This is a genomic window from Streptococcus mitis (genome assembly GCF_009496155.1).
Taxonomy (GTDB): Bacteria; Bacillota; Bacilli; order Lactobacillales; family Streptococcaceae; genus Streptococcus; species Streptococcus mitis_BQ.
On record NZ_WIJP01000011.1, the window covers coordinates 33,722 to 60,239 of the forward strand.

Sequence of the window (26,518 nt, forward strand, 5' to 3'; positions counted from 1 at the left end):
AATGTTCAAATTATCCCTTTTATTTATAAAAAAATTATTGAGAAATTCTTAATTTTGCTCGTAAGCGATCTGCTTGGGTTTTTCCAATCACCTTATCCAATAAACGGGTACGAAGACTCAAGAATCCGTAAACTCCTCCCCCCATGGCACCGACAAGAGCTACATATAGGAAACTCCACAAACGTCCACTCGGTTGGAAGACAAATCCCAGTATCCACTGGATAGCGCCTACACTGATGAACATAACAAGTGTCAACAAACTGATTAAAATGGTTCGCTTTAAAATCACCTTGCGCTTGACACCTGTTACCTTACAAATATCCCGATACATCAAGACATTAGGAATAATGAGACCGATTGTTGTAGAAATCAAAGGCCCGTAACTGTGGAAGAGAGCGATGGTTGGAAGTTGCAAGACCAGCTTTGCAATGGAACCATAGATAAAATAGAGAACTGCCTTACGATTTCGGAACATGGCTTGAAGCATGGGAGACAAGACCATGTACAAGCCTAAAATAGTAGACTGCAAAACTGCAAAGACAAACAAGCCCATGGCCAAACTATCTGGCTTGCCATAGAAGACTGTATATAGAGGTTCTCCTACCATGACCACTCCAACCGTTGCTGGTAGCAGGAATAAGAAAAGCATGGTAATGCTGTCCTGAACCAGACGAGAAGCTGCCTTCAAGTCCCCCTTGACATAGTTTTCAGTCAAAAGTGGCAAACCTACACTCCCAATCGAAACCCCAACAGAAATCAAAATCATAGTGATTTTATTAGGATTGGCTGAGAAATAAGAAAACATGACAACCAAGTCTTTATTACTATAGTTGGTAAACCAACTCATACTATTGATAAAGGTCATCTGATCCAAAATCTGGAAGAGCTGGATAGCAGACCCTGTCAGGATAAAAGGAATGGCTTCCTTAATGGTATCCATTAACAGGTGTTTGCTATCAATCTTATCTCGTGTTTCAAAGACTTTTTGAAGCATTCCTCCTTCATAGAGGAAATAAAGCAATACAGCAAAGCTAGCTACCATTCCCACAAAGGCAGCAAAGGTAGATTGGGTAACCGCTGCTAGGTAGTCTCCTGAACCGAGCTTCATAATGATAAAGGTTGCTAAAAGCATCCAGATAACACGAATAACCTGCTCAGCGATTTGACTCATGGCATAAGGCTTCAGGTTACTCATTCCTTGGAAGAAACCTCGGATAACACTCATAGATGGGAAAATCAAGACCGCCCAAGCCAAGCTCTGCATGATTGGGATCAGGTCTTTCCCTACACCCGACAAATCTGCTAGCCAAGGAGCAAAGACATACAAGACTAAAGCAAAAACCAGACCTAGTCCTGTCATAAAGCCTAAAAAGCTCCGAATCAGGGCAAAGCTATGCTCTTCTTCTCGCATGGTATTGTACTTAGCCACTTGCTTAGCCACCGCAACTGGAATCCCTGCTGTTGAAACCAGCAAGAACCAAGCATAGATATTGTAGCCCATAGTAAAGAGACCATTTGCTGTAGCCGCATAAGACCCCATCCAGATATACCAAGGGATAATATAAATAGCCCCGAGTAGGCGACTGATAAAGTTACTAGCCGTTAGCCAAGCAGTCCCCCGTAACATCTGGGCCTGCTGGTGATTGTTTTCGTGCGACATAGATTCCTCATTTGATTTTAATAACTAGGAAAAATTCCTCATCTTCCATTATAAACTTTTCCTTGTCACTTGTAAAATTCAGACTTGAAGTTTATAATATAAAGTATGATAAAGATTGAAACTGTATTAGATATTTTAAAGAAAGATGGTCTCTTCCGTGAGATTATTGACCAAGGTCATTACCACTATAACTACAGCACAGTTGTTTTTGATAGCATTAGTTACGACAGCCGAAAAGTAAAAAAAGACACTCTTTTTTTTGCAAAAGGTGCTGCCTTTAAAAAAGAATACCTTCTTTCTGCTATAACGCAAGGCTTAGCTTGGTATGTGGCTGAAAAGGACTACGAAGTCGGCATCCCTGTCATCATTGTGAACGATATAAAGAAAGCCATGAGTTTGATTGCCATGGAATTTTATGGCAATCCACAGGAAAAACTCAAACTCCTTGCCTTTACTGGTACTAAGGGTAAAACAACAGCAGCTTACTTTGCTTACAATATCCTATCTCAACGCTACCCAACCGCCCTCTTATCGACCATGAATACGACTTTGGATGGCAAGACTTTCTTTAAATCTTCCTTCTCAACACCTGAAAATATCGACCTCTTTGACATGATGGCTCAAGCTGTTAATAATGGAAGAACCCATCTCGTAATGGAAGTCTCTAGTCAAGCCTATCTAGTCCATCGAGTCTATGGTCTGACCTTTGATGTAGGAGTCTTTCTTAACATCACTCCAGATCATATCGGCCCGATTGAACACCCTAGCTTTGAAGACTACTTCTACCACAAGCGTCTCTTGATGGAAAATAGCCGAGCAGTCATCATTAACAGTGACATGGATCACTTCTCTGTCTTGAAAGAACAAGTGGCAGATCAAGACCATGATTTCTATGGTAGCCAATCTGATAACCAAATCGAGAATTCCAAAGCCTTTAGCTTTTCAGCTACAGGTAAACTCGCTGGAGATTATGATATCCAACTCATTGGCTACTTCAATCAAGAAAATGCCGTTGCTGCTGGACTTGCTTGCCTCCGTCTCGGAGCTAGTCTTGAGGACATCAAAAAAGGTATCGCTGCAACCCGCGTTCCTGGTCGTATGGAAGTCCTCACGCAGAAAAATGGAGCCAAGGTCTTCATCGACTATGCCCACAATGGTGACAGTCTGAAAAAACTCATCAATGTGGTTGAAACTCATCAAACTGGAAAAATTGCTCTGGTTCTGGGTTCGACAGGAAATAAAGGAGAAAGCCGTCGTAAGGACTTTGGCCTCCTCCTTAATCAACATCCTGAGATTCAAGTCTTTCTGACTGCTGATGACCCCAACTATGAGGACCCAATGGCCATTGCAGATGAAATTAGTAGCTACATCAATCATCCTGTTGAAAAAATTGCAGATCGCCAAGAAGCTATCAAGGCAGCGATGGCTATCACAAATCACGAATTAGATGCAGTTATAATTGCTGGTAAGGGAGCCGATTGCTACCAAATCGTTCAAGGCAAAAAAGAAGCCTATCTAGGAGATGCAGCCGTAGCAGAAAATTATTTATAAGGATCGTAAAAAAATCAAGGGAAACGAAACCCTTGATTTTTTTTATTTTTATTTAAAAGCGTTTTTCAAACCTTCAACGGCACCTTCTACAGCACCTTTAGCATCTTCAACTACTTCTTTTGCCTTAGCAACTGTCTTTTCTACAGCACCTTCTGCTTCAGTCTTACCATCTCCAGTAACTTTACCAAATCCTTCTTTGATAGCGCCTGTTGCTTGTTCCAATTTGTTTTCAAGTGACATATGATTGTCTCCTTTAATTTTATTCCGATATGTGTTACCGGTTACATATAGTTTATACCGAATACTAAGGAAAGTCAAACAATGTGCTCAGAAACAAGAAATCAGGCCAAGTAGAAAGTTAATCTTTCCTTATCCAAATCGATAGCCAACTCATACTTTCCATCTTCATTTTGGACAATATAACCTAGGACAACTAAACTGTCCACAAAGATATCACGGCGTTTCTGCATAAGCTGGTCTTTTTTGAGAAATTTCAACAAAAAAGTCGTCATATATTTGAGAGCATACTCAGGATTGACATCTCCCAAAATGTCATAGAGATCCTGCTGTTTTTCTGTCAAAGGATACTGATGTTTGACCTTGTAGAAATAATTGGAAAGAGTCATTTTTGATCTCGCAAAGTCTGTCTTTTCAACTAAAATAGCAGCATTGGTTTGATTGCGCAATTCCGTCCCAAAAGTCTGCTCCAACAAGGCTTGATAGACCGAACTAGCTTCGCTGACAAAAATCTCTTGATCCAGTTCAAGACTATCTAGTGATTCAAGCATGGGAAGATTAAGGTAATAACGCTTATTTTCCCGACGAATCAAGCCTGCCTTTATATACTCTTCCATGAGTTTATCAACTGCCACATCTGGAAATTGAGCCTTAATTTCCCGTAAAATCACATCATCATGCTGGTCCAGATAGCGGATCAATTCTCCAAAAAATGGCTGTCTCGTCAAACGAGATGGATTAAAAATCTGAATCATGAAGATTCCTTTCTTTACATTCTAACAGAGGCGATGCTGCCAACTGACTAGGATTGGTCCCAGCTTGGTTTAGAGGGACAGGCAAACCTAGTTCTCTGTAATATTCCCTCCAAAAATCACTAATCTCCTGCTCCCCATCTCCAAATTTCATAGGCATGGTTTCAAAAATCGGTAGGATTTCTGCCATATACTGGGAACAGTAAAAACCTTCTCCATCTGGATAGAAAGAAGCATTGTAAGGAGCTCCCAGATGTTTACAAGCTTTTTCCTTCACAGACTGGATATCCATTTCTGGGTAAACATAGAGGTCGTACAAGTAATTGGGCTCAAAGAAGGATGCAGGTTCCTGACAGACTACACCAGCCTGTCCACTAGCGTGGTAAATCATCCCATCCAAATAAATGGCAACATGGTTATAGTTACCTGTGGAAGTCTGGATGGCCTGTCCCATATCTGACTCATCTCTCACAAAAATCAAATCGCCATTTACTAACATGCTTCACTCCTAGAAAAAAAGGAGCCGAAACTCCTTTCGATATAATTCAAACTAAACTTTCCTATTTTGAACTGACAACCAAAATCTTAAGCATTAAAGCTTTCAGTCAATTGAGGTACCACTTGTTTCTTACGTGAAACAGCACCAGCAAGGAAGGCATGATTGTTTTCAAGTTTGAAGTTGAAGGCTGCTTCAACCTTGTCCATGTTAGCACCAAGAGCCAAGATTTCTGAGTTTGAGTTGACGATATCTGTAATCATCAAGACAAAGTCAGAGTAACCGTTTGCTGCGTTAGCAGCTTGCATTGCAGCTTCAATTTCTGCTTGACGTTCCAAAACTTCAGCGATGTCAACTGTATTTACTTGAGCAACACGGACATTATTTCCGTTCAATTCAAAAGTTTTAGCATCGATGTCAATCAATTCTTCGGCAGATTTGCTAGCCAAGTTTGTACCAGCTTTCAACATAGCCAAACCATACTCTTCCAAGTTTACACCAGCTAATCCAGCCAATTCAGGAGCAATAACTGTATCTGTTGGGTGTGTTGTTGGTGATTTCAAAAGAAGGGTATCTGAAATCAAACCTGAAAGCATCAAACCTGCAATCTCTTTAGGTACAGCTACACCATGTTCTTTGAACATACGATAAACGATTGAAGACGCTGAACCAACTGGTTCCAAACGCATGTAAAGTGGGCTTGCAGTTTCAAAGTTAGCCACACGGTGGTGGTCTACAACACCATAAACTTCTACTTCAGCGATATCTGATACAGATTGTTGGAATTCATTGTGGTCAGTCAGGATAACTTGCTCTGCTCCTTCTGCTTTAGCAGAAGTGATAACACGCGGTGCTTCCACACCAAAATAGTTCAAGACAAAGGCTGTTTCTTCATTTGGAGTTCCAAGGGCAACAGCTTCCGTATCCAAACCATAAGCTTCTTTTGCAAGGTAGGCAAAGGCTACAGATGACCCGATGGCATCTGAGTCTGGATTTTGGTGACCAAATACTAGAATCTTAGACATGATAATACCTCATTTTGTTTATTCTCTTTATTGTAGCATTTTTTTCGCTTTTTGACAAAAGCAAGAGGAGTCAAAGGGCTCCTCACGATTCTTCAAAATAACTGATACTCTTCGAAAATCTCTTCAAACCACGTCAGCTTCGCCTTGCCGTAGGTATGGGTACTGACTTCGTCAGTTCTATCCACAACCTCAAAACAGTGCTTTGAGCTGACTTCGTCAGTCTTATCTACAACCTCAAAGCAGTGCTTTGAGCAACCTACGGCTAGCTTCCTAGTTTACTCTTTGATTTTCATTGAGTATGAGTAAATTTCTATCTTGATTTTCAGATAAAAATCTTTCCTTCTGTGGCCTCTTCTTACGCTTGAGAAGGGCTTCTGCCGACATAGCTTCTTCCTTACTGGCAAAACCTTGAGCATAGATAAGTTTGACTGGCAAGCGTGCTCGCGTATATTTGGCTCCCTTCCCACTATTGTGGACAGCGAGGCGTTTTCTCACGTCAGTCGTATAACCCGTATAGTAGGAACCATCACGACACTCCAGCACATACATATAAGCCTTATAATCCATAATAAATCTCTTCGAGTTCAGGTGTATATGAACCATCATCATTGTGCACAATGAGAGGTGGTAAGACCTTAAAACCACTTGTCGAGCCATCCTTAATAGCTTCAATCAAGAGCATATTGGCTTCCTTTTCCTTTTTTGGATAGACAAATTGCAGACGCTTAGGGGCTAGATTATGCCGTTGTAACGTATCCAATATATCTAAAAGTCGATCAGGACGATGAACCATGGCCAAACGCCCATTAGACTTGAGAATACTTTGGGCACTACGACAGATTTCCTCTAAATTGGTTGTGATTTCGTGGCGCGCCAAAAGGTAATGCTCGCTCTCATTTAAGTTTGAATGAGGATCCACCTTGAAATAGGGTGGATTACACAAAATCATATCCACCTTACTTCCCTGGATGTAAGCAGGCATATTTTTCAAATCATCACAGATGACCTCCATCTGCTCTTCCAAACCATTCAAACGGACAGAGCGTTCAGCCATATCCGCCAAACGCTCCTGAATCTCAATAGCCAAAATCTGTGCCTGAGTCCGAGTGCTAGCAAATAGCCCCACTGCTCCATTTCCAGCACAGAAATCCACAATCAATCCCTTCTTAGGGAAACGTGGAAAGCGTGACAAGAGAACACTATCCACCGAATAGCTAAAAACCTCTCTATTTTGAATGATTTTGATATCTGTCGAAAAGAGCTGGTTAATGCGCTCCCCTGATTTTAATAATTGTTCTTCTTCCATGGTCTTATTATAGCAAATTTATATTAACATTACAAAAGATAGAGATTTCTAACTAGTGCTTCTGCTTCTTCAAATGTTGAAGGGCTTCCTTAGTCCAAATTGGCATCATTCGTTTGAGAGGAGCAAAGCCGTAGTTAAAACGGTCGCTTGAAAAGCGTCGCCGTCTCGGAAACTGGTGCTTTTCTTCCTCCAAAGTGCGGATAGAAAGGCTGGCTTTCCCTGTAAATTCATCTAAATCCACTACCTGAACCTGAACCTCTTCATCGACTTTCAAGGCTTCTTGGATATTTTCAATAAACCCTGTCCGAATCTCTGAAATGTGAATCAGCCCCGTATCACCCGTCTCTAGCTCAACAAAGGCACCGTAGGGCTGAATCCCTGTAATACGCCCCTTTAGCTTATCACCGATTTTCATCTTAGTCCTCGATTTCAATTGTTTCAATCACAACATCTTCAACTGGCTTGTCCATGGCCCCTGTCTCAACAGCAGCAATAGCATCCAAGACAGCGTAAGAAACTTCATCAGCTAGCTGACCAAATACAGTGTGACGGCGGTCTAAGTGAGGAGTTCCTCCTTGCTCTGCATAGATTTCCGCAATCGGTTCTGGCCAACCACCACGAGCGATTTCTTTCTTAGAATAAGGCAGGTGTTGGTTTTGCACGATAAAGAACTGGCTGCCGTTGGTATTTGGACCAGCATTAGCCATGGAAAGGGCACCACGGATATTGTAAAGTTCTTCTGAGAATTCATCCTCAAATGATTCGCCGTAGATGGACTCGCCACCCATACCAGTACCAGTTGGATCTCCACCTTGGATCATAAAATCCTTGATAATACGGTGGAAAATAACACCATCATAGTAACCATCTTTTGAAAGAGCTACAAAGTTAGCCACTGTTTTAGGAGCATGTTCAGGGAAGAGCTTGATACGCAAGTCTCCGTGATTGGTCTTAATAGTAGCGATAGGACCTTCTACTGTTTCAATGTTTACTTGTGGGAAATGCAATTCTTTTTCTACCATACCAAATCCTTCTAAGGCATCAAAAATACCATCTTCTTCTAGTGTTTTTGTAATATAATCAGCTTTTTCTTTGATTTCATCATGAGAAATTCCCATTGCTACACTGATTCCAGCATAATCAAAGAGTTCCAAGTCATTGAGCCCATCTCCAAAGACCATGACGTTCTCTGGTTTCAAGCCAAGATGTTCCACAACCTTTTCCACACCCCTTGCTTTAGAACCTGAAATCGGCACAATATCAGAAGAATGTTGATGCCAACGAACCATGCGAAGTTTATCAGCGAGACTGCCAGGCAAGTGCAAGTCATCTCCCTTATCTTCAAAAGTCCACATCTGATAGATGTCTTCTTTCTCATGGAAATCTGGATCTACATCTAAGTCGGGGTAAATTGGATTGATAGCTTCACTCATCATATCGGTGCGAGTCGACAACTTGGCATCATGACTCCCAACCAAACCATACTCAATTCCTTCTTGCTTAGCCCAAGAGATATACTCCTCAACATCTGACTTCTCGATCTGATGTTGATAAATGACCTGACCTTTTTTATCTTCGATATAAGCCCCATTCAAAGTTACAAAAAAGTCAGGCTTGAGTTCACGAATCTCTGGCACGACACCAAAAATCCCCCGTCCAGAAGCAATACCTGTCAAAATTCCTTTCTCACGTAATTGCTTAAAAACAGTTGGGATTGAAGCTGGAATAAAACCTGTCTTGGAATTTCTCAATGTATCATCAATATCAAAAAAGACAATCTTAATCTTTTTTGCCTTGTATCTTAATTTGGCATCCATCTCACTACCTCTTTCAATCTAACTCTTTCCATTATACCATAAAGTAGCTAAATCCCCTATTTTCAAAAAGCTTCCAGTTTTTATTGTAATTCCTTGGATGAGAATAAAATAATTGTTTATGGAAAAGTCCAGCCAAATTCAACTCGACTTCTCATTCCAGAACTAGTGAAAAAAAGACCCGTTGGGGTCTGAAAAAGAGGTCCGCTGGATCCAACTCGCTCTTTCATTTCAAGGCTCGTGAAAAAAAGACCCAACCGGGTCTTTTCTTTAATCTTCGTTTACGAAAGGCATCAAAGCCATTACGCGAGCGCGTTTGATAGCTGTTGTTACTTTACGTTGGTTTTTAGCTGAAGTTCCTGTTACACGACGAGGAAGGATTTTCCCACGTTCTGAAACGAAACGGCTAAGAAGCTCAGTATCTTTGTAATCAACATATTCAATTTTGTTTGCTGCGATGTAATCAACTTTTTTACGGCGTTTGAATCCGCCACGACGTTGTTGAGCCATGTTTTTTCTCCTTTATAATTTTAGTTGTCCATTAGAATGGTAAATCATCATCTGAAATATCCAATGGATTTGTTGCTCCAAATGGATTTTCATCACGTGAAAAGTCTGGTACTGAATTTGTAGGTGCTGAATAGCTTGCAGTTGGTGCAGAGTAAGCTCCACCTGTATGACTCTCACGCACACTACGGCTTTCCAACATTTGGAAATTCTCAGCCACGACCTCTGTCACGTAGACACGTTGTCCTTGCTGGTTATCGTAACTACGAGTCTGGATACGACCTGTCACCCCGATAAGCGAGCCTTTTTTAGCCCAGTTAGCAAGGTTTTCAGCCTGTTGGCGCCACATAACGACATTGATAAAATCAGCCTCACGTTCGCCATTTTGACTCTTAAATGTACGGTTTACTGCAAGAGTAAAAGTCGCAACTGCTACATTTGATGGGGTATAACGCAACTCAGCATCACGTGTCATACGCCCTACAAGTACAACATTGTTAATCATAGTTTACCTTCTTACGCGTCAGTCTTGACGATCATGTGACGAAGAATGTCAGCGTTGATTTTTGAAAGACGGTCAAACTCTTTAAGAGCTGCATCGTCGTTTGCTTCAACGTTAACGATGTGGTAAAGTCCTTCACGGAAATCTTGGATTTCGTATGCAAGACGACGTTTTTCCCAAGTTTTTGATTCAACAACAGTTGCACCGTTGTCAGTCAAAATAGAGTCAAAACGTGCTACCAAAGCGTTTTTAGCTTCTTCTTCAATGTTTGGACGAATGATATAAAGAATTTCGTATTTAGCCATTGATATGTTCCTCCTTTTGGTCTAATGACCCCAAGACTTTGCAAGGGGTAAGTGAGGTTCGCTCACAATAAACTATTATACTAGAAAACAATTTTTTACGCAAGTAAAAACTCTGAAATACGAAAAAACGCCACATGGGCGTTTTCCTGTTCTTACGGTTTAATACGGTGTAACATACGTGGGAATGGAATAGCTTCACGGATGTGTTTTGTTCCTGCTGCGAATGTTACCATACGTTCGATACCGATACCAAATCCTCCATGTGGTACCGTACCATATTTACGAAGGTCAAGATAGAATTCATACTCTGTACGATCCATGCCAAGTTCATCCATCTTAGCAACAAGGGCATCGTAGTCTTCCTCACGCATCGAACCACCGATGATTTCTCCATATCCTTCTGGGGCAAGCAAGTCTGCACAAAGCACGCGCTCTGGATTCCCAGGAACTGGTTTCATGTAGAAGGCCTTGATGGCTGCTGGATAGTTCATAACAAATGTTGGTACACCAAAGTGGTTTGAAATCCACGTTTCGTGTGGTGAACCAAAGTCGTCTCCATGCTCAAGATGTTCGTAGTCAGCGTCTTCATCATTCTCATGATCTTGCAAGAGATCAATAGCTTGATCGTAAGTGATACGTTTGAAGGGCTCTGAAATGTAGCGTTTCAAGAGCTCTGTATCACGTTCCAATGTTTCCAAGGCTTGAGGCGCACGGTCAAGAACACCTTGAAGAAGAGCTTTTACATAGGCTTCTTGCAAGTCAAGTGACTCATCGTGTGTCAAGTATGAGTACTCTGCGTCCATCATCCAGAACTCAGTCAAGTGACGGCGCGTTTTTGATTTTTCAGCACGGAATACTGGACCAAAGTCAAAGACACGACCAAGGGCCATAGCACCTGCTTCCAAGTAAAGCTGACCTGATTGGCTCAAGTAGGCTGGTGTTCCGAAATAGTCAGTTTCAAAGAGTTCTGTTGAATCTTCCGCAGCATTTCCTGACAAAATTGGGCTATCAAATTTCATGAAGCCGTTCTTGTCAAAGAACTCATAAGTTGCATAGATGATAGCGTTACGGATTTGCATCACAGCCACTTGCTTACGAGAGCGTAGCCACAAGTGACGGTTGTCCATCAAGAAGTCTGTTCCGTGTTCTTTTGGTGTGATTGGGTAGTCTTGAGATTCACCGATCACTTCGATGTCTGTAATATCCAACTCATAGCCAAACTTAGAACGTTCATCTTCTTTGACAATACCTGTCACATAGACAGACGTTTCTTGGCTCAAGCGTTTGATAACATCAAACTTCTCAAGTCCCACTTCTTCACCAAATTTTTCTACAAAGTTTGGTTTAAAAGCCACACCTTGGAAGAAGGCTGTTCCATCACGCAATTGCAAGAAGGCGATTTTCCCTTTTCCTGATTTGTTGGCAACCCAAGCGCCAATCGTCACTTCTTGACCAACATAGTCTTTTACATCAATAATCGTTACACGTTTTGTCATTATTTTTCCTTTTCTTTTATTTTTCCATAAATGCTTTCAAGCGTTTAACTGCTTCTTTAAGCGTGTCTAGGTCTGTCGCATAGCTGAGGCGCACATTTTCTGGCGCTCCGAATCCTGCTCCTGTTACCAAGGCTACTTCAGCTTCTTCTAAGATAGCGGTTGTAAATTCTGTCACATCCGTATAGCCTTTCATCTCCATGGCCTTTTTGACATTTGGGAAGAGATAGAAGGCTCCTTGCGGTTTGACCACTTCAAATCCAGGCACCTCAGCAAGTAGGGGATAGATGGTATTGAGTCGTTCCTCAAAGGCCTGACGCATGCTTTCTACAGTATCTTGCTCACCTGATAGAGCCTCAACTGCTGCATACTGGGCTACTGCTGACGGATTAGAGGTTGTTTGACCTGCAATCTTGGACATGGCAGCGATAATATCTGCTTCTCCGACGGCATAGCCAATACGCCAACCAGTCATAGCATAAGTTTTAGACACACCATTGATAACCACTGTTTGCTTGCGAATCGCTTCCGATAGGCTAGAAATCGGTGTGAACTCATGACCATTATAGACCAAGCGCCCATAGATATCATCTGCTAGGATGAGAATATCCTTTTCTACAACCCAGTTTCCGATTGCCAAGAGTTCCTCACGGGTGTAAATCATACCTGTCGGATTGGATGGTGAATTCAGCACCAAAACCTTTGTCTTGTCTGTGCGAGCTGCTTCTAACTGCTCTACAGTTACCTTAAAGTGATTGTCTTCCTTAGCAGGAACAAAAACTGGAATACCCTCTGCCATCTTGACCTGGTCTCCATAGCTGACCCAGTAGGGTGTTGGGATGATAACTTCATCACCTGGATTGACCACAGCCATAAAGAAGGTATAGAGAGAATACTTGGCTCCCGCAGCGACTGTCACTTGATTTGGCGCTACAGAATAGCCGTAAAAGCGCTCAAAATAGGTATTGACCGCCTCCTTGAGTTCTGGCAGACCTGAGGTTACTGTATAAAAAGAAGCACGCCCATCTTGAATTGATGCAATGGCGGCATCTTGGATATTTTTTGGAGTGGTGAAATCTGGCTCACCCAAGGTTAGAGAGAGGATATCTCTTCCCTCAGCCTTCAGTGCTTTGGCACGAGCTCCAGCAGCCAAGGTCACACTTTCTTCCATTTCTAAAACACGGTTGGATAGTTTCATAGGCCCTCCTTATTGACCAATGCTCCTGTTTCAAAATCTACTAGATAAAAATCAGATCCTGACTTAACTTCCCAAATTGGCTTATCTTGATAACGGCCAAAGGTAATCTTGTCAATCTCGCCAGCTCCTTTTTCCTTAGAAACAGCTTCTGCTTTTTCTTGTGAAACACCCTGATTTAGCTGATAAACGTAAATCTTATGGTCATCTTTTCCAATCAGGACAGCAAGTGATTCTTGTTTTTTATTACGACCAAGAACGCTGTAATAGGATTCTAAGCCATTGTATAAGTCAACCTGATCAGTCTGCTCTAATCCTGCATACTGCTGAGCTAATTTTTCTCCTTCACTTTTAGCTGTTTGATAGGGTTTCATACTCAGAAACACTAGATACAGAAAGGAAGCACTGATAACCACAAACAAAATCGTCATCCCTAGACCATACTGCCACAGTAGATTATTTTTTACTTTTTTTTGTCTTTTTTTCACTCGTCTATTTTACCATCTATTGGGCTTTATTACAAGTGAATGCAAGAACAATCACATTTTATTTCTCCCTTCAAAGTAAACAGATTTTTCTTAGTTAAAACCGAGCAAAAAAAGTAAAGACACAAGCGAAATCAACGTATTAAAAAACTTGAGCTTTGGCACTCAAGTTTTCAAAAATTCTTTTAATCTATGGAATTATTTTATCATCTATTCTTTTAGCCATTTTTCCTAAAAAGACAGGCAGTAGAAGGCTAATCAAGACTAAAAAGAATCCTAGATAAAGAAATGTTATCACAAAGCCTAAATGGTCAATCAACCATCCTGTCAGTGGGAAGAACACAATCATACTTAGGCTAAACATCATAGAGTAGACACTCAGCATGGTTGCCCTTACTTCACTTGGGAGGCGCTCTTGCAAATCATTGTCAAAAATCGGCTGAAAAAGAGCATATAGAGCATTACTAATCAAATAAATCAAAATATAGATTAGAGGTGTTCCAAAGTAGGACAGCAGGTAGGTAACTCCAATCAGCAGGACGAGAATAGGGAAAATCTTCAAGGCGGCATATCTCTTTCCAATCTTACTCGCTAGATAGACTGCAAGGATATTCAGGAGACTACCAAGTAGCATAACTGCTGAAATTTGCCAACTACTTAAATCTGGTAACTGATTTTGATAGTAAAAATAAAACATGCACATGAGTGTTCCGACAATCTGAGACAAAACCATCCAATTGAAGAGCATGGGATTTCGCTCCAACTCTTCCTTAACAGTCCAAATAATCTGTTTCATGGTCACACTATCAGCTTTTTCTAGCTTGACACTGGGTTCTTTCAGCATCCAAATCAAGACAAGAACTATGATAGAAGTGGCAATCATGATATAGTAGGTCAGGTGCAATTGACCATGGACAAAAAATCCCGCCAACACTGTCCCCAAAGACCGAGTTCCTTCTGCTACTCCTGACATGAAACTTGAAATGGATAGATAACGCTCCTTTAGTCCAGCCTCTACAGCCGAGTCATAGACCATTGCTGCGCTTGTTCCTGAATCAAAATTATAAGACAAGGCACTTATCGCCATTGCTAGTGCATAAATCCAAAAATTTCCCTGCCCAGCCAACATAAGAATAGAAGACACAATCCCTGCTATACGACTTAAATAAAGGTTGGTCTTATAGGAATAACGATCAGCCAACATTCCAGATGGAATTTCACAGAGAAGACTGGTAGTATGAAAAATACTCTCCAGAAGTCCAATCTGCCAAAGAGACATGCCGTTTTGACTGAGAAAGAGAATCCAAAAACTGGTAATCCCTAGAAATGCAAAAAACTCAACTCCAGCCATCAGGCCAATATTTTTCCGATAATTTCTTATTAACATCTTTTCTCCTTAACAAGTGTATTATTATTTCTTTTGTCCGTCACTTGTTAATCTTTGCCTTACATGATCTCCACCCCTTTTAGAAGCATTCTTCAATGCCATTATTGTTCCTTTAATGATTTATGAAATAATACCGGAAAATAGCTGTTCTGCGGTTTTTATTGCTAGTTTTCTTGTTTATTTTAGCACTTATGTCATCATATTACAAGAGAATATAGGAATACTCATCTAAAATCAAATACATTCCAGTCGCAAGTAACTAAAGTTTCTACAATTTTATAATTTTAAAATAAACTCTGAGCAGATTTCTTGCAAGTCCTTTTCTTTTGTTGTAATATACATTATAACAACGAGGGGCTTCTCGGAAATTTAAGAAAAAGGAGACACATCATGTCTAAAAAAGTATTATTTATCGTCGGATCACTACGCCAAGGTTCTTTCAACCACCAAATGGCTCTTGAAGCTGAGAAAACACTTGCTGGTAAAGCGGAAGTTAGCTACCTTGATTATTCAGCCCTTCCTCTCTTTAGCCAAGATTTGGAAGTTCCAACTCATCCAGCTGTAGCGGCTGCTCGTGAAGCAGTTCTGGCTGCAGATGCCATCTGGATTTTCTCTCCAGTCTACAACTTCTCTATCCCTGGTACAGTGAAAAACTTGCTTGACTGGCTATCTCGCGCCCTTGACTTGTCTGATACACGTGGCGCTTCTGCCCTTCAAGACAAGTTTGTCACCGTATCATCTGTAGCCAATGCAGGTCACGATCAACTTTTCTCTATCTATAAAGACCTCTTGCCATTTATCCGTACACAAGTCGTTGGTGATTTCACTGCTGCACGTGTTAACGACTCTGCTTGGGCAGACGGAAAATTGGTTCTCGAAGAAACAGTTCTAAACTCACTTGAAAAACAAGCTCAAGACTTGGTCGCAGCAATTCAGTAAAAAATAGAGAATTTTAAGAAGTCTAAATCAATTATCGCCACCTAATAGGGTGGCTTTTTTAGACTCAATCAAGATTTTCAGACAAACATCAGCCATCCAAAAAAAACCTTGAGCGTTACCACTCAAGGTTTTTAGCAGTCTTTTCCATTATAGGAAAATCATTCTAAGAATATTCTTTCATTCGATATCTATCACTTATCATCTTCTTTCGAGAAATTAGTGACTGCTTTTGGCTGATTAATCTTCTTTTCTTCGTCCTACATATAGACTCAATAGAATACCGCTACCTAGAAGAACAGAGATATAATCAGATTGGCTTCCAGTTTCTGGTAATTTGTCCCCATGATTTTCTTTAACTGTAGTTGATACTACTGGGTTAGAAGTTAATGGTGTTACCGGTTGAACTGGTACATTTGGATTTGATTGTGTTGGAACTTCAGGAATATTTGAAGTTGGTTTGTCATTTACTTCTGGCATACCAGGTACTCCGTCATTAAATTCTGGAATTTCTTGTACTGGAGGTGTTGGCATCCCTGGAACTTCTGGATTAGAAAGTTCATTGACTTCTGGCATTCCCGGCACACCACCGTTGAATTCTGGCAATTCATGAACTTCTGGCATTCCTGGCACACTACCGTTGAATTCTGGCAATTCGTAAACTGGTGGTTCTGGCATTGCAAACGTTGGTCCTTCTAGCACATTAGGTGTTGGAGGAACTGGTTTGTCATTTGATGGTGTTACTGGTTTGTCTTGGCATCCACATTTACCATCTTTGCCGTCTTTACCGTCTTTGCCATCACGTCCATCGCGACCATCTTTACCGTCTTTAACAACTGTTTTTGTCACAGTTCCGTCAGAATTGATGATTGTGATTGTATGACTACCATTTCCATTATCTTCAACAGAAACTTTTGGTGATTTACCATCTTTACCGTCTTTAATCACCATTTCTGTCTTACTTCCATCTGGATTAGTAATTATAACAACGTGAGTTCCGTCGTTATTATTTTTAACAGTTACAGTTGGTGAAACGCCATCTTTACCGTCTTTACCATCTTTGATAATAGATTTGTACTCACGACCATCAGAATCTACGATTGTTAATGTGTGAGTTCCGTCTCCGTTATCAACGATGTTCGCTTTTGGTGATTTACCATCAAAGATTGTAGTTGTCGTTTCTTTACCATCAGTTCCTGTCACCTTAATAGTGTGTGAACCATTGTTGTTATCAATAACTTCAAGTTTTGGTTCTTTACCATCACGAACTGTAGTTGTTGTAGTTGTACCGTCTGAGTTCACAACTGTGATAGTGTGAGTGCCATCTCCGTTATCCACAACCTTAGCAGTTGGTGATTTACCGTCACGAACTGTGGTTTCAGTTGTCACACCTTCTGGATTTGTAATAACGATTGTATGACTTCCGTCTCCATTATCACGAACTGATGCGGTTGGAGTACGTCCGTCAACACCGTCACGTCCATTTTTCACAACAAATTCATTCTTAGTTCCATCTGGGTTAGTAATTGTTACTGTGTGACTTCCGTCTGGATTTTCTCTTGTTGTAGCTGAAGCAGCTTTACCATCTTTACCATCTTTGATAATAGCATTTGTAATATTACCTTCTCCATCTGTCACTTTAACAGTGTGAGTTCCATCGTTATTATCTGTTACTTCAACTTTTGGAGTCTTGCCGTCTTTACCGTTTTTAACAACTGTTTCTTTAGAAGTTCCATCTGGATTTGTTACAGTAATTGTATGGCTTCCATCTGGATTTTCTGTTGTTGTGATAGTAGCTGTTTTACCATCCTTACCATCTTTAACTTTAGTAGTTGATTCAGAGCCATCTCCATTTCGAACGGTAATAGAGTGTGTTCCATCTCCATTATCTGTCATTGTGACAACTGGTGATTTACCATCTGCTCCATTATCACCTTTTTCACCTTTTAGTCCATCAAGAACTGTCGCAAGTGGTTTTGTAGAATCCAATGGTTGACCTGGATGTTCTGGATCTTCCGCAAAAATTTTAGTTTCATTACCTTCTTTTTTAGCAATTAGAGATTTTCCATCTTTACCATTTTTTACATTTACGGTAACAGGATCTTTTCCTGGTGTTGTAATTGTAATGTCTGTACTATGTCCATCTGCACCTGGTTTAGCTGTAACTTCTGGTGTGTCTCCTTTTGCTCCTTGTGGTCCTCTTATATTGCCAGTCTTATTCCATGCTCCGTTTTGTTTTTTATAGACATTTCCTGTTGAGCTATCAATATAAGTATCTCCATTTTTTCCATCTTTTGGAGTTGGTGCAATATTTCCACTTAAAAGTTCAGATCCATTACGTCCGTCTCTACCACTAGCACCATTTTCTCCATTAACTCCGTTCAATACATCACGTTCACTGATTAACTCATCTACTCCCGGATCGTAATGATTATTTCCATTATTATCAAAATAAACTGTAACATGAGTACCATCTGCGTTATCAGAAGATGTTGCTCTAGAATTAGGATGTCCTGATACTTCATCCGGGTTATTTCCTACACTTCTTCTAGCTCTTCTAAAGGAATCTTCTCCATTAATATATGGTTGTAAATCAATTTTAGGAGTTCGTCCATTGTTACCATTATGTCCATCTAGACCATCTCTTACAGTAAACGATACCGGATCTTTTTCTGGAGTCGTAAATGTAATGATTGTACTATGTCCATCTGCTCCACGTTGAGTTGTAACTGTAGGTGTTTGTCCATTTTGACCATTCGCTCCAGTTTCACCTTTAGCTCCATCATGAACAAATACTGTAGTCGGTTGTGAACCATCGTGATTATCAACAGTAATCTCTACTCCCTTATGATCAACTTCTTCCTTACGAGCAGCAGTTACAGTTGGTGATTTTCCGTCTACCCCATCTCTAATTACTGCAAGAGGTCTGTCAGGAGTTAATGGTTGACCCGGATGAGCTGGATCTTCTTGATAAACCTTTGTTTCTTTACCTTCTTTAACAGTGAGCAATGACTTACCATCACGTCCGTCAGCACCTTTAGCTCCATCTTTAATCATTTCTGATCCTAGAAGTTCATCAGTTCCCACAGTATATTTTCCATCGCCATTCTCATCAGTGTAGAATGTAACGATTGTATGAGATGGGTTACCATTTTGTCCCTCAACACGTAGTAGATCAACTTTTGGAGTTTTCCCATTTAGACCATTTTCGCCATTTTTAACATTTACTGTTACCGGAGTTTTTCCTGGAACAGTGAATGTAATGTCAGAACTATGTCCATCTTTTCCTGGTGTTACAGTTACTTCAGGAGTTTTTCCATCTTCACCTTTCGGTCCTTGTGGTCCGACTTCACCGTTCTCACCCTTGTCACCTTTAGAACCTTTGATGTTGCCTGCTTGTTCCCAAGTATTGTTCTTCTTGACGAAGACATCTCCTGTGGCAGTATTAACGAAGCTGTCTCCATCTTTTCCGTCTCTTGGTGTTGGATCTACTGTTCCGTTTAATACTTCTTTACCATCACGTCCTGCTTGACCTGCTGCTCCGTCTTTGACAATTGATGTTTGAATGAGCGTATCTGTGCCTTCTGTATAGTTTCCATCGCCATCTTTGTCAATGTAGAAGGTTAGAGTAGTTTGTTTTTTAGCTTCATCACGTTCTGCTTTAACTTTTGGTGTTTGTCCATTTTCTCCATTTTTAACGATTGTTGTAAGAGCTGGACGTCCTTCTGGTTGTGTAACTGTAATCGTATGACTACCATCATGATTGTCTGTAACACTTACTTCTGGTGTGAAGCCGTCTCGACCATTTTCGCCCTTGTCACCCTTAGGACCTTTGATGTTGCCTGCTTGTTCCCAAGTATTGTTCTTCTTAACGAAGACATCTCCTGTGGCAGTATTAACGAAGCTGTCTCCATCTTTGCCGTCTCTTGGTTGTGGATCTACTTTTCCGTTTAATACTTCTTTACCATCACGTCCTGCTTGACCTGCTGCTCCATCTTGGCCGTCTTTGACAATTGATGTTTGAACGAGCGTATCTGTGCCTTCTGTATAGTTTCCATCACCATCTTTGTCAATGTAGAAGGTTAGAGTAGTTTGTTTCTTGGCTTCATCACGTTCTGCTTTGACTTTTGGTGTTTGGCCGTCTACTCCGTTTTTAACGATTGTTGTAAGGGCTGGGCGACCTTCTGGTTGCGTAATGGTAATCGTATGACTACCATCATGGTTGTCTGTCACTGTTACTTCTGGTGTGAAGCCATCACGACCGTTTTCCCCCTTGTCACCTTTAGGACCTTTGATGTTTCCCAAGTATTGTTCTTCTTAACGAAGACATCTCCTGTGGCAGTATTAACGAAGCTGTCTCCATCTTTGCCGTCTCTTGGTTGTGGATCTACTTTGCCATTTAGAACTTCTTTACCATCACGTCCTGCTTGTCCAGCTGCTCCGTCTTGTCCATCTTTGACAATTGATGTTTGAACGAGCGTATCTGTGCCTTCTGTATAGTTTCCATCGCCATCTTTATCGATGTAGAAGGTTAGAGTGGTTTGTTTCTTGGCTTCATCACGTTCTGCCTTAACTTTCGGTGTTTGGCCATTTTCCCCGTTTTTAACGGTTGTTGTAAGGGCTGGGCGACCTTCTGGTTGCGTGATGGTGATGGTATGTGTGCCATCATGGTTGTCTGTCACTGTTACTTCTGGTGTGAAGCCGTCTCGACCATTTTCTCCCTTATCACCTTTTGGACCTTTAATATTGCCTGCTGGTTCCCAGGCATTATTCTTCTTAACGAAGACATCTCCTGTGACAGTATTAACGAAGCTATCGCCATCTTTTCCGTCTCTTGGTGTTGGATCTACTGTTCCGTTTAATACTTCTTTACCATCACGTCCTGCTTGACCTGCTGCTCCATCTTGGCCATCTTTCACAATAGAGGTTTGAACGAGCGTATCTGTGCCTTCTGTATAGTTTCCATCGCCATCTTTATCGATGTAGAAGGTTAGAGTAGTTTGTTTTTTAGCTTCATCACGAACAGCTTTGACTTTTGGTGTTTGGCCGTCTACTCCGTTTTTAACGATTGTTGTGACAGCTGGGCGACCTTCTGGTTGCGTGATAGTAATGGTGTGTGTGCCATCATGGTTGTCTGTCACTGTTACTTCTGGTGTGAAGCCATCACGACCATTTTCTCCCTTGTCACCTTTTGGACCTTTGATGTTGCCTGCTTGTTCCCAAGTATTGTTCTTCTTAACGAAGACATCTCCTGTAGCAGTATTAACGAAGCTGTCTCCATCTTTTCCGTCTCTTGGTGTTGGATCTACTTTGCCATTTAGAACTTCTTTACCATCACGTCCTGCTTGTCCAGCTGCTCCGTCTTGTCCATCTTTGACAATTGATGTTTGAACGAGCGTATCTGTGCCTTCTGTATAGTTTCCATCGCCATCTTTGTCAATGTAGAAGGTTAGAGTAGTTTGTTTCTTGGCTTCATCACGTTCTGCCTTAACTTTCGGTGTTTGGCCATTTTCACCGTTTTTAACGGTTGTTGTAAGGGCTGGGCGACCTTCTGGTTGCGTGATGGTGATGGTATGTGTGCCATCATGGTTGTCTATCACTGTTACTTCTGGTGTGAAGCCATCACGACCATTTTCTCCCTTGTCACCTTTTGGACCTGGTAATCCTTGAGGTCCTCTGATGTTGCCAATTTGGTTCCAGTTTCTGCCTTCTTTTTTGTAAACATCTCCTGTAGTAGCATCGATATAAGTATCACCATCTTTACCATCATTTGCTGTTGGTGCTTTAGGTCCACTTAATAATTCAGCACCATTACGACCATCTGTACCAGAAGCTCCATCTGCACCATTACGTCCATTTGTACCATTCAAGATATCACTTGTACCAATTAATTCATCCACACCTGGATCGTATTTACCGTTACCATTGTTATCATAGTATGCTGTAATACGAGTACCCTCTACTGGTTGTGGTGCTGTAGATGGGGCGTCTGCTAATGCTCTTCTTACTCTTCCGCTTCTTTGATTATTCAGTCTTACTGCTGCTTCTGCTAAGGCATTTAAGTCAATAGTTGGTGTACGTCCATCTTTTCCGTCTTTTACATTAACAGTTACAGGTTCTTCACCAGGAATAGTAAATGTAATATCAGTACTACGGCCGTCTGCTCCACGAGCAGTTGTGATTTTTGGAGTTTTTCCGTCACGCCCCGCTGCTCCTGTTTCACCACGGTCTCCACGTTCACCTTTGACACCATCTGCAATAACGACTTCTTTTAATTTCTTATCAGAAGCATCTAATTCGTTGTTTCCATTTTTATCGTAATAAAAGATAACAGTTGTTGTCTTATCTGCTTCATTTCTTTGAGTAGCAACTAATGGACTCTCTCCATCGAGACCATCTCTTACAATAGTATTTGTAACATTACCTCTACCGTCGTTAATAATAATAGTGTGAGTACCGTCATCTTTATTATCTTTAACGGTTACGGTTGGAGTTACACCGTCACGACCTGCCTGACCTTGGGCTCCTGTTAGACCGCGTTCGCCTTGGTCCCCTTTTTCACCTTTGGCACCTTGGGCTCCAGTGAGACCACGTTCGCCTCGGTCCCCTTTTTCACCTTTAGCACCTTGGGCTCCAGTGAGACCACGTTCGCCTCGGTCACCTTTCTCACCTTTGGCACCATCTGTAATAACAACTTCTTTTAGTTTTGTATCGCCTGCATCGAATTCGTTGTTGTCATTTTGGTCATAATAGAAGATAACAGTTGTTGTTTTATCAGCTTCATTTCGTTGAGTCGCAACTAATGGACTTGCGCCATCGAAACCATCTCTTACAACAGTACTTGTAACATTACCTCTACCGTCGTTAATCGTGATAGTATGAGTGCCGTCATCTTTATTATCTTTAACGGTTACAGTTGGAGTTACACCGTCACGACCTGCCTGACCTTGGGCTCCGGTTAGACCGTGTTCACCTCGGTCTCCTTTTTCACCTTTGGCACCTTGGGCTCCAGTTAGACCGCGTTCGCCTCGGTCTCCTTTTTCACCTTTAGCACCTTGAGCTCCAGTCAGACCACGTTCGCCTCGGTCTCCTTTTTCACCTTTAGTACCTTGGGCTCCAGTTAAACCGCGTTCGCCTCGGTCTCCTTTTTCACCTTTAGCACCTTGGGCTCCAGTCAGACCACGTTCGCCTCGGTCTCCTTTTTCACCTTTAGTACCTTGGGCTCCATCTTTAATAGCAATTTTTTGAACAAGTTCGTCTACACCCTCAGTATAAACACCGTTGCCATCGTTATCAAGATAGAAAGTAAGATTATTTGTATCACCGACTTTATTTTGATCAACACGTGGTTTTACTGTATCGATTAGCTCTTTAGCAACACCAATTTGCAGAATACGTGGCTTAGCTTCTTTAGTGACACTATTACTAATTGGCAATCCTAGAATTGTTTCGTTACCAAATCGATGGACTTTATAGGTAATTTGACGTTGTCCTTTTTCACCTTCTCTGACTAATCTAGTTTGGCCTTCTGGCAACTTACTTGTTGGAAGATAGACAGTTTGGAAATCAATGTCTTCTGTAACAGACTTGTTACTAGAACCACCATTTGGATTGGCATCCAAGTATAGTGGGTTTGCTCTATAATAATAGTTAGAGTTACTGTATGGATCATTGCTAGTAGCGGCTCCGCCACCACCTTGGTCCACGTTAAAAGTAACAGGTTTCAAACGGACAGACAAATCACCATTTGGATTGTTGATTGGCAAACTGAATCTGATTGTCTGTTGCATACTTGTTTCAGTAGCAGAGGTCATAGTATATCCTGAGTGAGATACGAAGTTAGCACCCTGGCTAATAGGTTTTGATTGCTCTCTTAATCTTGGAGTGATAATAGTTGCATTTGAAGGATTGCCAAATCCATCCCCTTTATCTAAAATAAAGTTATTATTAACAAATTCACCTGGACCAGAATATTGAATTGTGAAATTCAATCTATTACCTTGACGTACTGTTGTTACATCGTAATGAATTGAATGACCACCACGTGCGTTCCCATAGCCGCGGAAACTATAACTACGACCAGCTTGACTAATATCTGCAAATGCAACTGTATTTCCAGAACCTGAGACAATTGGGTTGGCTGGATTGCTAGCTGCTCTAAAACCACTATGCCCCTTCTCCAAGTCTTCCTTACGAATAGCTGGATTTTGGCGAGCATCAGAAAGGCTCAAACCTGGTTTCAAAATTTCATTAGTTGTTTTTGGAGCTGAAAACGCTTCAACTATAGCAGCTCTGCTAGTTGGCAAAACAGCGCTATCAAGAACTGAACGATCAGTCGTTGTTGCAGCTGGTTTAGCTTCTTCTTTGGCTTCTACTGCGTCAGCTTTCTTCGCTACAGGAATTTCTGATACAGTTCCTTTATCGGAGTTAGAACGGAGTTCCAGTCCAATGACAGATGATTGAATAGATGACTCTGCTGCTGATAATTCAGCTTCAGTTGCATCTGCTTTACCAAGCAAACTTTGACCAGCTTGGATACTTGCTTTCAAGTTGGCAGCACTAGCTTCTGTATATAATTTTGCTTCTAATTTTTTTGCACGCGAAAGAGCCGTTAACAATTTTGATTTATCAATCGCACTTTGATGAGAAACTTCCTCTTTTTCCACTTTAGGCTCTTCAACCTTTTCTACAGTTGCCTTAACAGCTTCAGATTTAGCTGGAGTCACCTCTACTGGATGAACAACAGTTGGAGCTGCGTAGGTAGTTTCTTTCTTAGCTGTAGAAACTTCTGCTGGTTTAGTAGTTTCTGCTATCTTATCAACAGAAACACTGTTAGTAACTTCTGCATAATGTTCATTTGCTTGTACTGTTTGTGCCTTGGCTCCTGCTCCTAGGACTAAGGCTGTCCCGAGCAAGACACTAGCCGCACCAAAGTGATACTTACGAATGGAGAAACGTTGTTGCATTTTATACCAATCAAATGATTTTCTCTGTGCCTGTTTCATATTCTTTACCTCAATATAATTTTATACTATACAATTTACATCTATTTTTTATATAATTCAATATAATTTTACAAATTAATATATAGTATTTTTTCCCTCAAGATTCATTTAAATTGTTCTAATCAAAGTGAATTTACTGACAAAAAAATGATTCTCATATTTTGGTACAAATGGTACAGAAAAATAATATAGAGGTAAAAATGTAATCGCAAAATCAATACAAGTATTCCATTAACATTTAATTGCCCTCCTATATTCGATTCATAAATATTGTTTTAAGATCAAATCGGATTATTATCCACCTTAACAATATTAATATTAGCATTTTTATTATAGACTATGATATAATGAGCTTAGGAGGATAGAACCCTATGAGATCTCTATTATCTACAAAAGAACAACGACAATTGCGACTACTTGAAATACTCATTCAGAAACGAGATTGGATACGTCTAAACGAGTTAGCACAAACTTTAGAATGCACCGAGCGTATCCTGAAAAATGACTTAAACGAACTACGAACAGCATTCCCAACCTTCAAAATTCAATCTTCTATCAATGGCATTATGCTAAATCTAGATACAGCAGCAAGTATAGAAGATATATATATTTATTTCCTCAGTCATTCCCAATCTTTTCAGTTATTAGAATATATGTTTTTTAACGAAGGATTGCCTATTTACCGAACTGTAGAAAAACTGCATTCTAGTAATGCCAATCTTTATCGCTTAGGAAATCGAATCACCACCATTCTCTCGAAACAATTCCAAATTGAACTGTCTTTTACTCCAACATCCCTGAATGGAAATGAAATCGATATTCGCTATTTTTATGCCCAATACTTTTCAGAGCGGTACTATTTTCTAGACTGGCCTTTCCCAGATATTTCTGAAGAAGTCATAACAGAGTTCGCTGACTACTTCTATAAATCCACAAATTACCCAATGCGATTTGCAATCTATAGAATGTATAAGCTGATGCTCGCAATTAGTATTCATCGAGTAAAAAATGGACATTTCATTGATTTACCGAATCATTTTTACCAAGACTACTATCCTGTTTTAATGAATTTACCAGATTTTGAGGACAAGCTTGCATACTTCTCTCAACAATTTGGACTGGAAATGACTCCAGATATTGTGGCCCAAATTTTCATTTCCTTTCTTCAAAATGATATTTTTCTAGATCCACAGCAATTCTTTGATTCTCTAAATAAAAATGATGAATCTCGCTATTCTTATCAGTTATTAAGCCAAATTTTGGAACGATTATCTAAAGCATTTAATATTAAATTTGCTAATCATGATGAACTTATTTGGCACCTGCACAATACAGCTTATTTTGAAAGACAGGAAACCTTTTCAACACCACTCTTATTTGAGCAAAAGGGAATGACACTAGAAAAGTTCAAAGTCTATTTCCCAGACTTTATGGAAAGTGCAAGACAAGAACTGACTCAATATCGGCAAGCAATCGAGCAACATGATTATCCTGAACAATTAGAGCACTTGATTTACACCCTCTTCACCCATGCAGAAAATATCACTACTCAATTATTAGCCAATAGACCACCTATCAAGGTTTTGATTATCAGTAACTTTGACCATGCCCTATCCCTCACCTTGATGGATATGCTTTCCTATTACTGTAATAATCGCTTTACCTTCGATATTTGGGACCAATTGGAAACAAGTCCTGAGATTTTAAATCAGACAGATTATGACATCATCGTGTCTAATTTCTATATTCCAGGAATTACCAAGAAATTTATTTGTCGAAATCATCTGTCAATCATGGATTTGGTCAATTATCTTAATACTTTATCAAATGAGATTCATATATCCAATACTTTATAAGCTAGA

Annotated in this window: 20 protein-coding genes and 1 pseudogene; 3 read left to right on the forward strand and 18 right to left on the reverse strand. The window is 40.6% G+C overall.

The features are described from left to right. Positions 1 to 34: 34 nt before the first annotated feature. The gene (locus tag GEZ84_RS07680; protein WP_153224097.1) at positions 35 to 1,660 is read right to left on the reverse strand and encodes a putative polysaccharide biosynthesis protein; all 1,626 of its coding nucleotides are present in this window, start codon (positions 1,658 to 1,660) and stop codon (positions 35 to 37) included. A gap of 105 nt (positions 1,661 to 1,765) precedes the next feature. Here GEZ84_RS07680 and GEZ84_RS07685 point away from each other — a divergent pair, with 105 nt between their 5' ends. Next, positions 1,766 to 3,211 (forward strand): UDP-N-acetylmuramoyl-L-alanyl-D-glutamate--L-lysine ligase, encoded by a 1,446-nt coding sequence (locus GEZ84_RS07685; RefSeq protein ID WP_153224098.1) that lies wholly within the window; start codon positions 1,766 to 1,768, stop codon positions 3,209 to 3,211. Positions 3,212 to 3,259: 48 nt separating this feature from the next. Here the strand turns inward: GEZ84_RS07685 and GEZ84_RS07690 are convergent, their stop codons facing one another. From GEZ84_RS07690 to GEZ84_RS07760, 15 genes are all read right to left on the reverse strand, one after another. Beyond that, positions 3,260 to 3,451 (reverse strand): CsbD family protein, encoded by a 192-nt coding sequence (locus GEZ84_RS07690; protein WP_000051182.1) that lies wholly within the window; start codon positions 3,449 to 3,451, stop codon positions 3,260 to 3,262. Between the two features lie 101 nt (positions 3,452 to 3,552). Continuing rightward, entirely contained in the window at positions 3,553 to 4,203 is a 651-nt protein-coding gene (locus tag GEZ84_RS07695; protein ID WP_153224099.1) for a DUF1803 domain-containing protein, read from the reverse strand. Beyond that, complete coding sequence (locus GEZ84_RS07700; protein WP_153224100.1) at positions 4,187 to 4,699, reverse strand: YiiX/YebB-like N1pC/P60 family cysteine hydrolase; 513 nt, start codon at positions 4,697 to 4,699, stop codon at positions 4,187 to 4,189. The genes GEZ84_RS07695 and GEZ84_RS07700 overlap by 17 nt, the downstream gene beginning before the upstream one ends. An 86-nt stretch (positions 4,700 to 4,785) precedes the next feature. Continuing rightward, entirely contained in the window at positions 4,786 to 5,721 is a 936-nt protein-coding gene (locus GEZ84_RS07705) for a manganese-dependent inorganic pyrophosphatase (RefSeq protein ID WP_153224101.1), read from the reverse strand. A 270-nt stretch (positions 5,722 to 5,991) separates the two neighbouring features. Then, positions 5,992 to 6,288: a GIY-YIG nuclease family protein gene (locus tag GEZ84_RS07710; protein WP_153224102.1), complete on the reverse strand. Its 297-nt coding sequence runs from the start codon at positions 6,286 to 6,288 to the stop codon at positions 5,992 to 5,994. Beyond that, positions 6,278 to 7,027 carry a tRNA1(Val) (adenine(37)-N6)-methyltransferase gene (locus tag GEZ84_RS07715; RefSeq protein ID WP_153224103.1) on the reverse strand — a complete coding sequence of 250 codons (750 nt, stop codon included), beginning with the start codon at positions 7,025 to 7,027 and terminating at the stop codon, positions 6,278 to 6,280. Before GEZ84_RS07715 ends, GEZ84_RS07710 begins: the two co-directional genes overlap by 11 nt. A 52-nt stretch (positions 7,028 to 7,079) precedes the next feature. Then, on the reverse strand, positions 7,080 to 7,442 hold the full coding sequence (locus GEZ84_RS07720; RefSeq protein WP_000689604.1) for a S1 RNA-binding domain-containing protein: 363 nt from the start codon (positions 7,440 to 7,442) through the stop codon (positions 7,080 to 7,082). A 1-nt stretch (position 7,443) separates the two neighbouring features. Beyond that, positions 7,444 to 8,844 (reverse strand): bifunctional Cof-type HAD-IIB family hydrolase/peptidylprolyl isomerase, encoded by a 1,401-nt coding sequence (locus tag GEZ84_RS07725; protein WP_153224104.1) that lies wholly within the window; start codon positions 8,842 to 8,844, stop codon positions 7,444 to 7,446. 267 nt (positions 8,845 to 9,111) lie between these two features. After that, entirely contained in the window at positions 9,112 to 9,351 is a 240-nt protein-coding gene (gene rpsR, locus GEZ84_RS07730) for a 30S ribosomal protein S18 (protein ID WP_000068664.1), read from the reverse strand. Between the two features lie 31 nt (positions 9,352 to 9,382). Further along, on the reverse strand, positions 9,383 to 9,853 hold the full coding sequence (gene ssbA, locus GEZ84_RS07735) for a single-stranded DNA-binding protein SsbA (RefSeq protein WP_153224105.1): 471 nt from the start codon (positions 9,851 to 9,853) through the stop codon (positions 9,383 to 9,385). Positions 9,854 to 9,864: 11 nt separating this feature from the next. Continuing rightward, complete coding sequence (gene rpsF, locus GEZ84_RS07740; RefSeq protein ID WP_001151786.1) at positions 9,865 to 10,155, reverse strand: 30S ribosomal protein S6; 291 nt, start codon at positions 10,153 to 10,155, stop codon at positions 9,865 to 9,867. 152 nt (positions 10,156 to 10,307) lie between these two features. Beyond that, the gene (asnS, locus tag GEZ84_RS07745) at positions 10,308 to 11,651 is read right to left on the reverse strand and encodes an asparagine--tRNA ligase (RefSeq protein ID WP_153224106.1); all 1,344 of its coding nucleotides are present in this window, start codon (positions 11,649 to 11,651) and stop codon (positions 10,308 to 10,310) included. A gap of 16 nt (positions 11,652 to 11,667) precedes the next feature. After that, positions 11,668 to 12,846: a pyridoxal phosphate-dependent aminotransferase gene (locus GEZ84_RS07750; protein WP_153224107.1), complete on the reverse strand. Its 1,179-nt coding sequence runs from the start codon at positions 12,844 to 12,846 to the stop codon at positions 11,668 to 11,670. Then, positions 12,843 to 13,331, reverse strand: coding sequence for a DUF5590 domain-containing protein (locus GEZ84_RS07755; protein WP_319946437.1), 489 nt, complete (start codon positions 13,329 to 13,331; stop codon positions 12,843 to 12,845). Before GEZ84_RS07755 ends, GEZ84_RS07750 begins: the two co-directional genes overlap by 4 nt. Before the next feature lie 187 nt (positions 13,332 to 13,518). Beyond that, the gene (locus GEZ84_RS07760) at positions 13,519 to 14,715 is read right to left on the reverse strand and encodes an MFS transporter (protein WP_153224108.1); all 1,197 of its coding nucleotides are present in this window, start codon (positions 14,713 to 14,715) and stop codon (positions 13,519 to 13,521) included. 390 nt (positions 14,716 to 15,105) lie between these two features. Between GEZ84_RS07760 and GEZ84_RS07765 the strand changes: the two genes are divergently transcribed. Beyond that, entirely contained in the window at positions 15,106 to 15,654 is a 549-nt protein-coding gene (locus GEZ84_RS07765; protein ID WP_153224109.1) for an NADPH-dependent FMN reductase, read from the forward strand. 237 nt (positions 15,655 to 15,891) lie between these two features. On the opposite strand, the pseudogene GEZ84_RS07770 reads toward GEZ84_RS07765, so the two are convergent. Continuing rightward, positions 15,892 to 19,944, reverse strand: a pseudogene (locus GEZ84_RS07770) (LPXTG cell wall anchor domain-containing protein); the annotation flags it as partial. After that, complete coding sequence (locus GEZ84_RS07775; RefSeq protein WP_153224111.1) at positions 19,887 to 24,656, reverse strand: G5 domain-containing protein; 4,770 nt, start codon at positions 24,654 to 24,656, stop codon at positions 19,887 to 19,889. The gene GEZ84_RS07775 and the pseudogene GEZ84_RS07770, both read right to left, overlap by 58 nt. A 371-nt stretch (positions 24,657 to 25,027) precedes the next feature. On the opposite strand from GEZ84_RS07775, the gene GEZ84_RS07780 reads away from it, so the two are divergent. Beyond that, positions 25,028 to 26,512 carry a M protein trans-acting positive regulator PRD domain-containing protein gene (locus GEZ84_RS07780; RefSeq protein WP_153224112.1) on the forward strand — a complete coding sequence of 495 codons (1,485 nt, stop codon included), beginning with the start codon at positions 25,028 to 25,030 and terminating at the stop codon, positions 26,510 to 26,512. Positions 26,513 to 26,518: the final 6 nt, after the last annotated feature.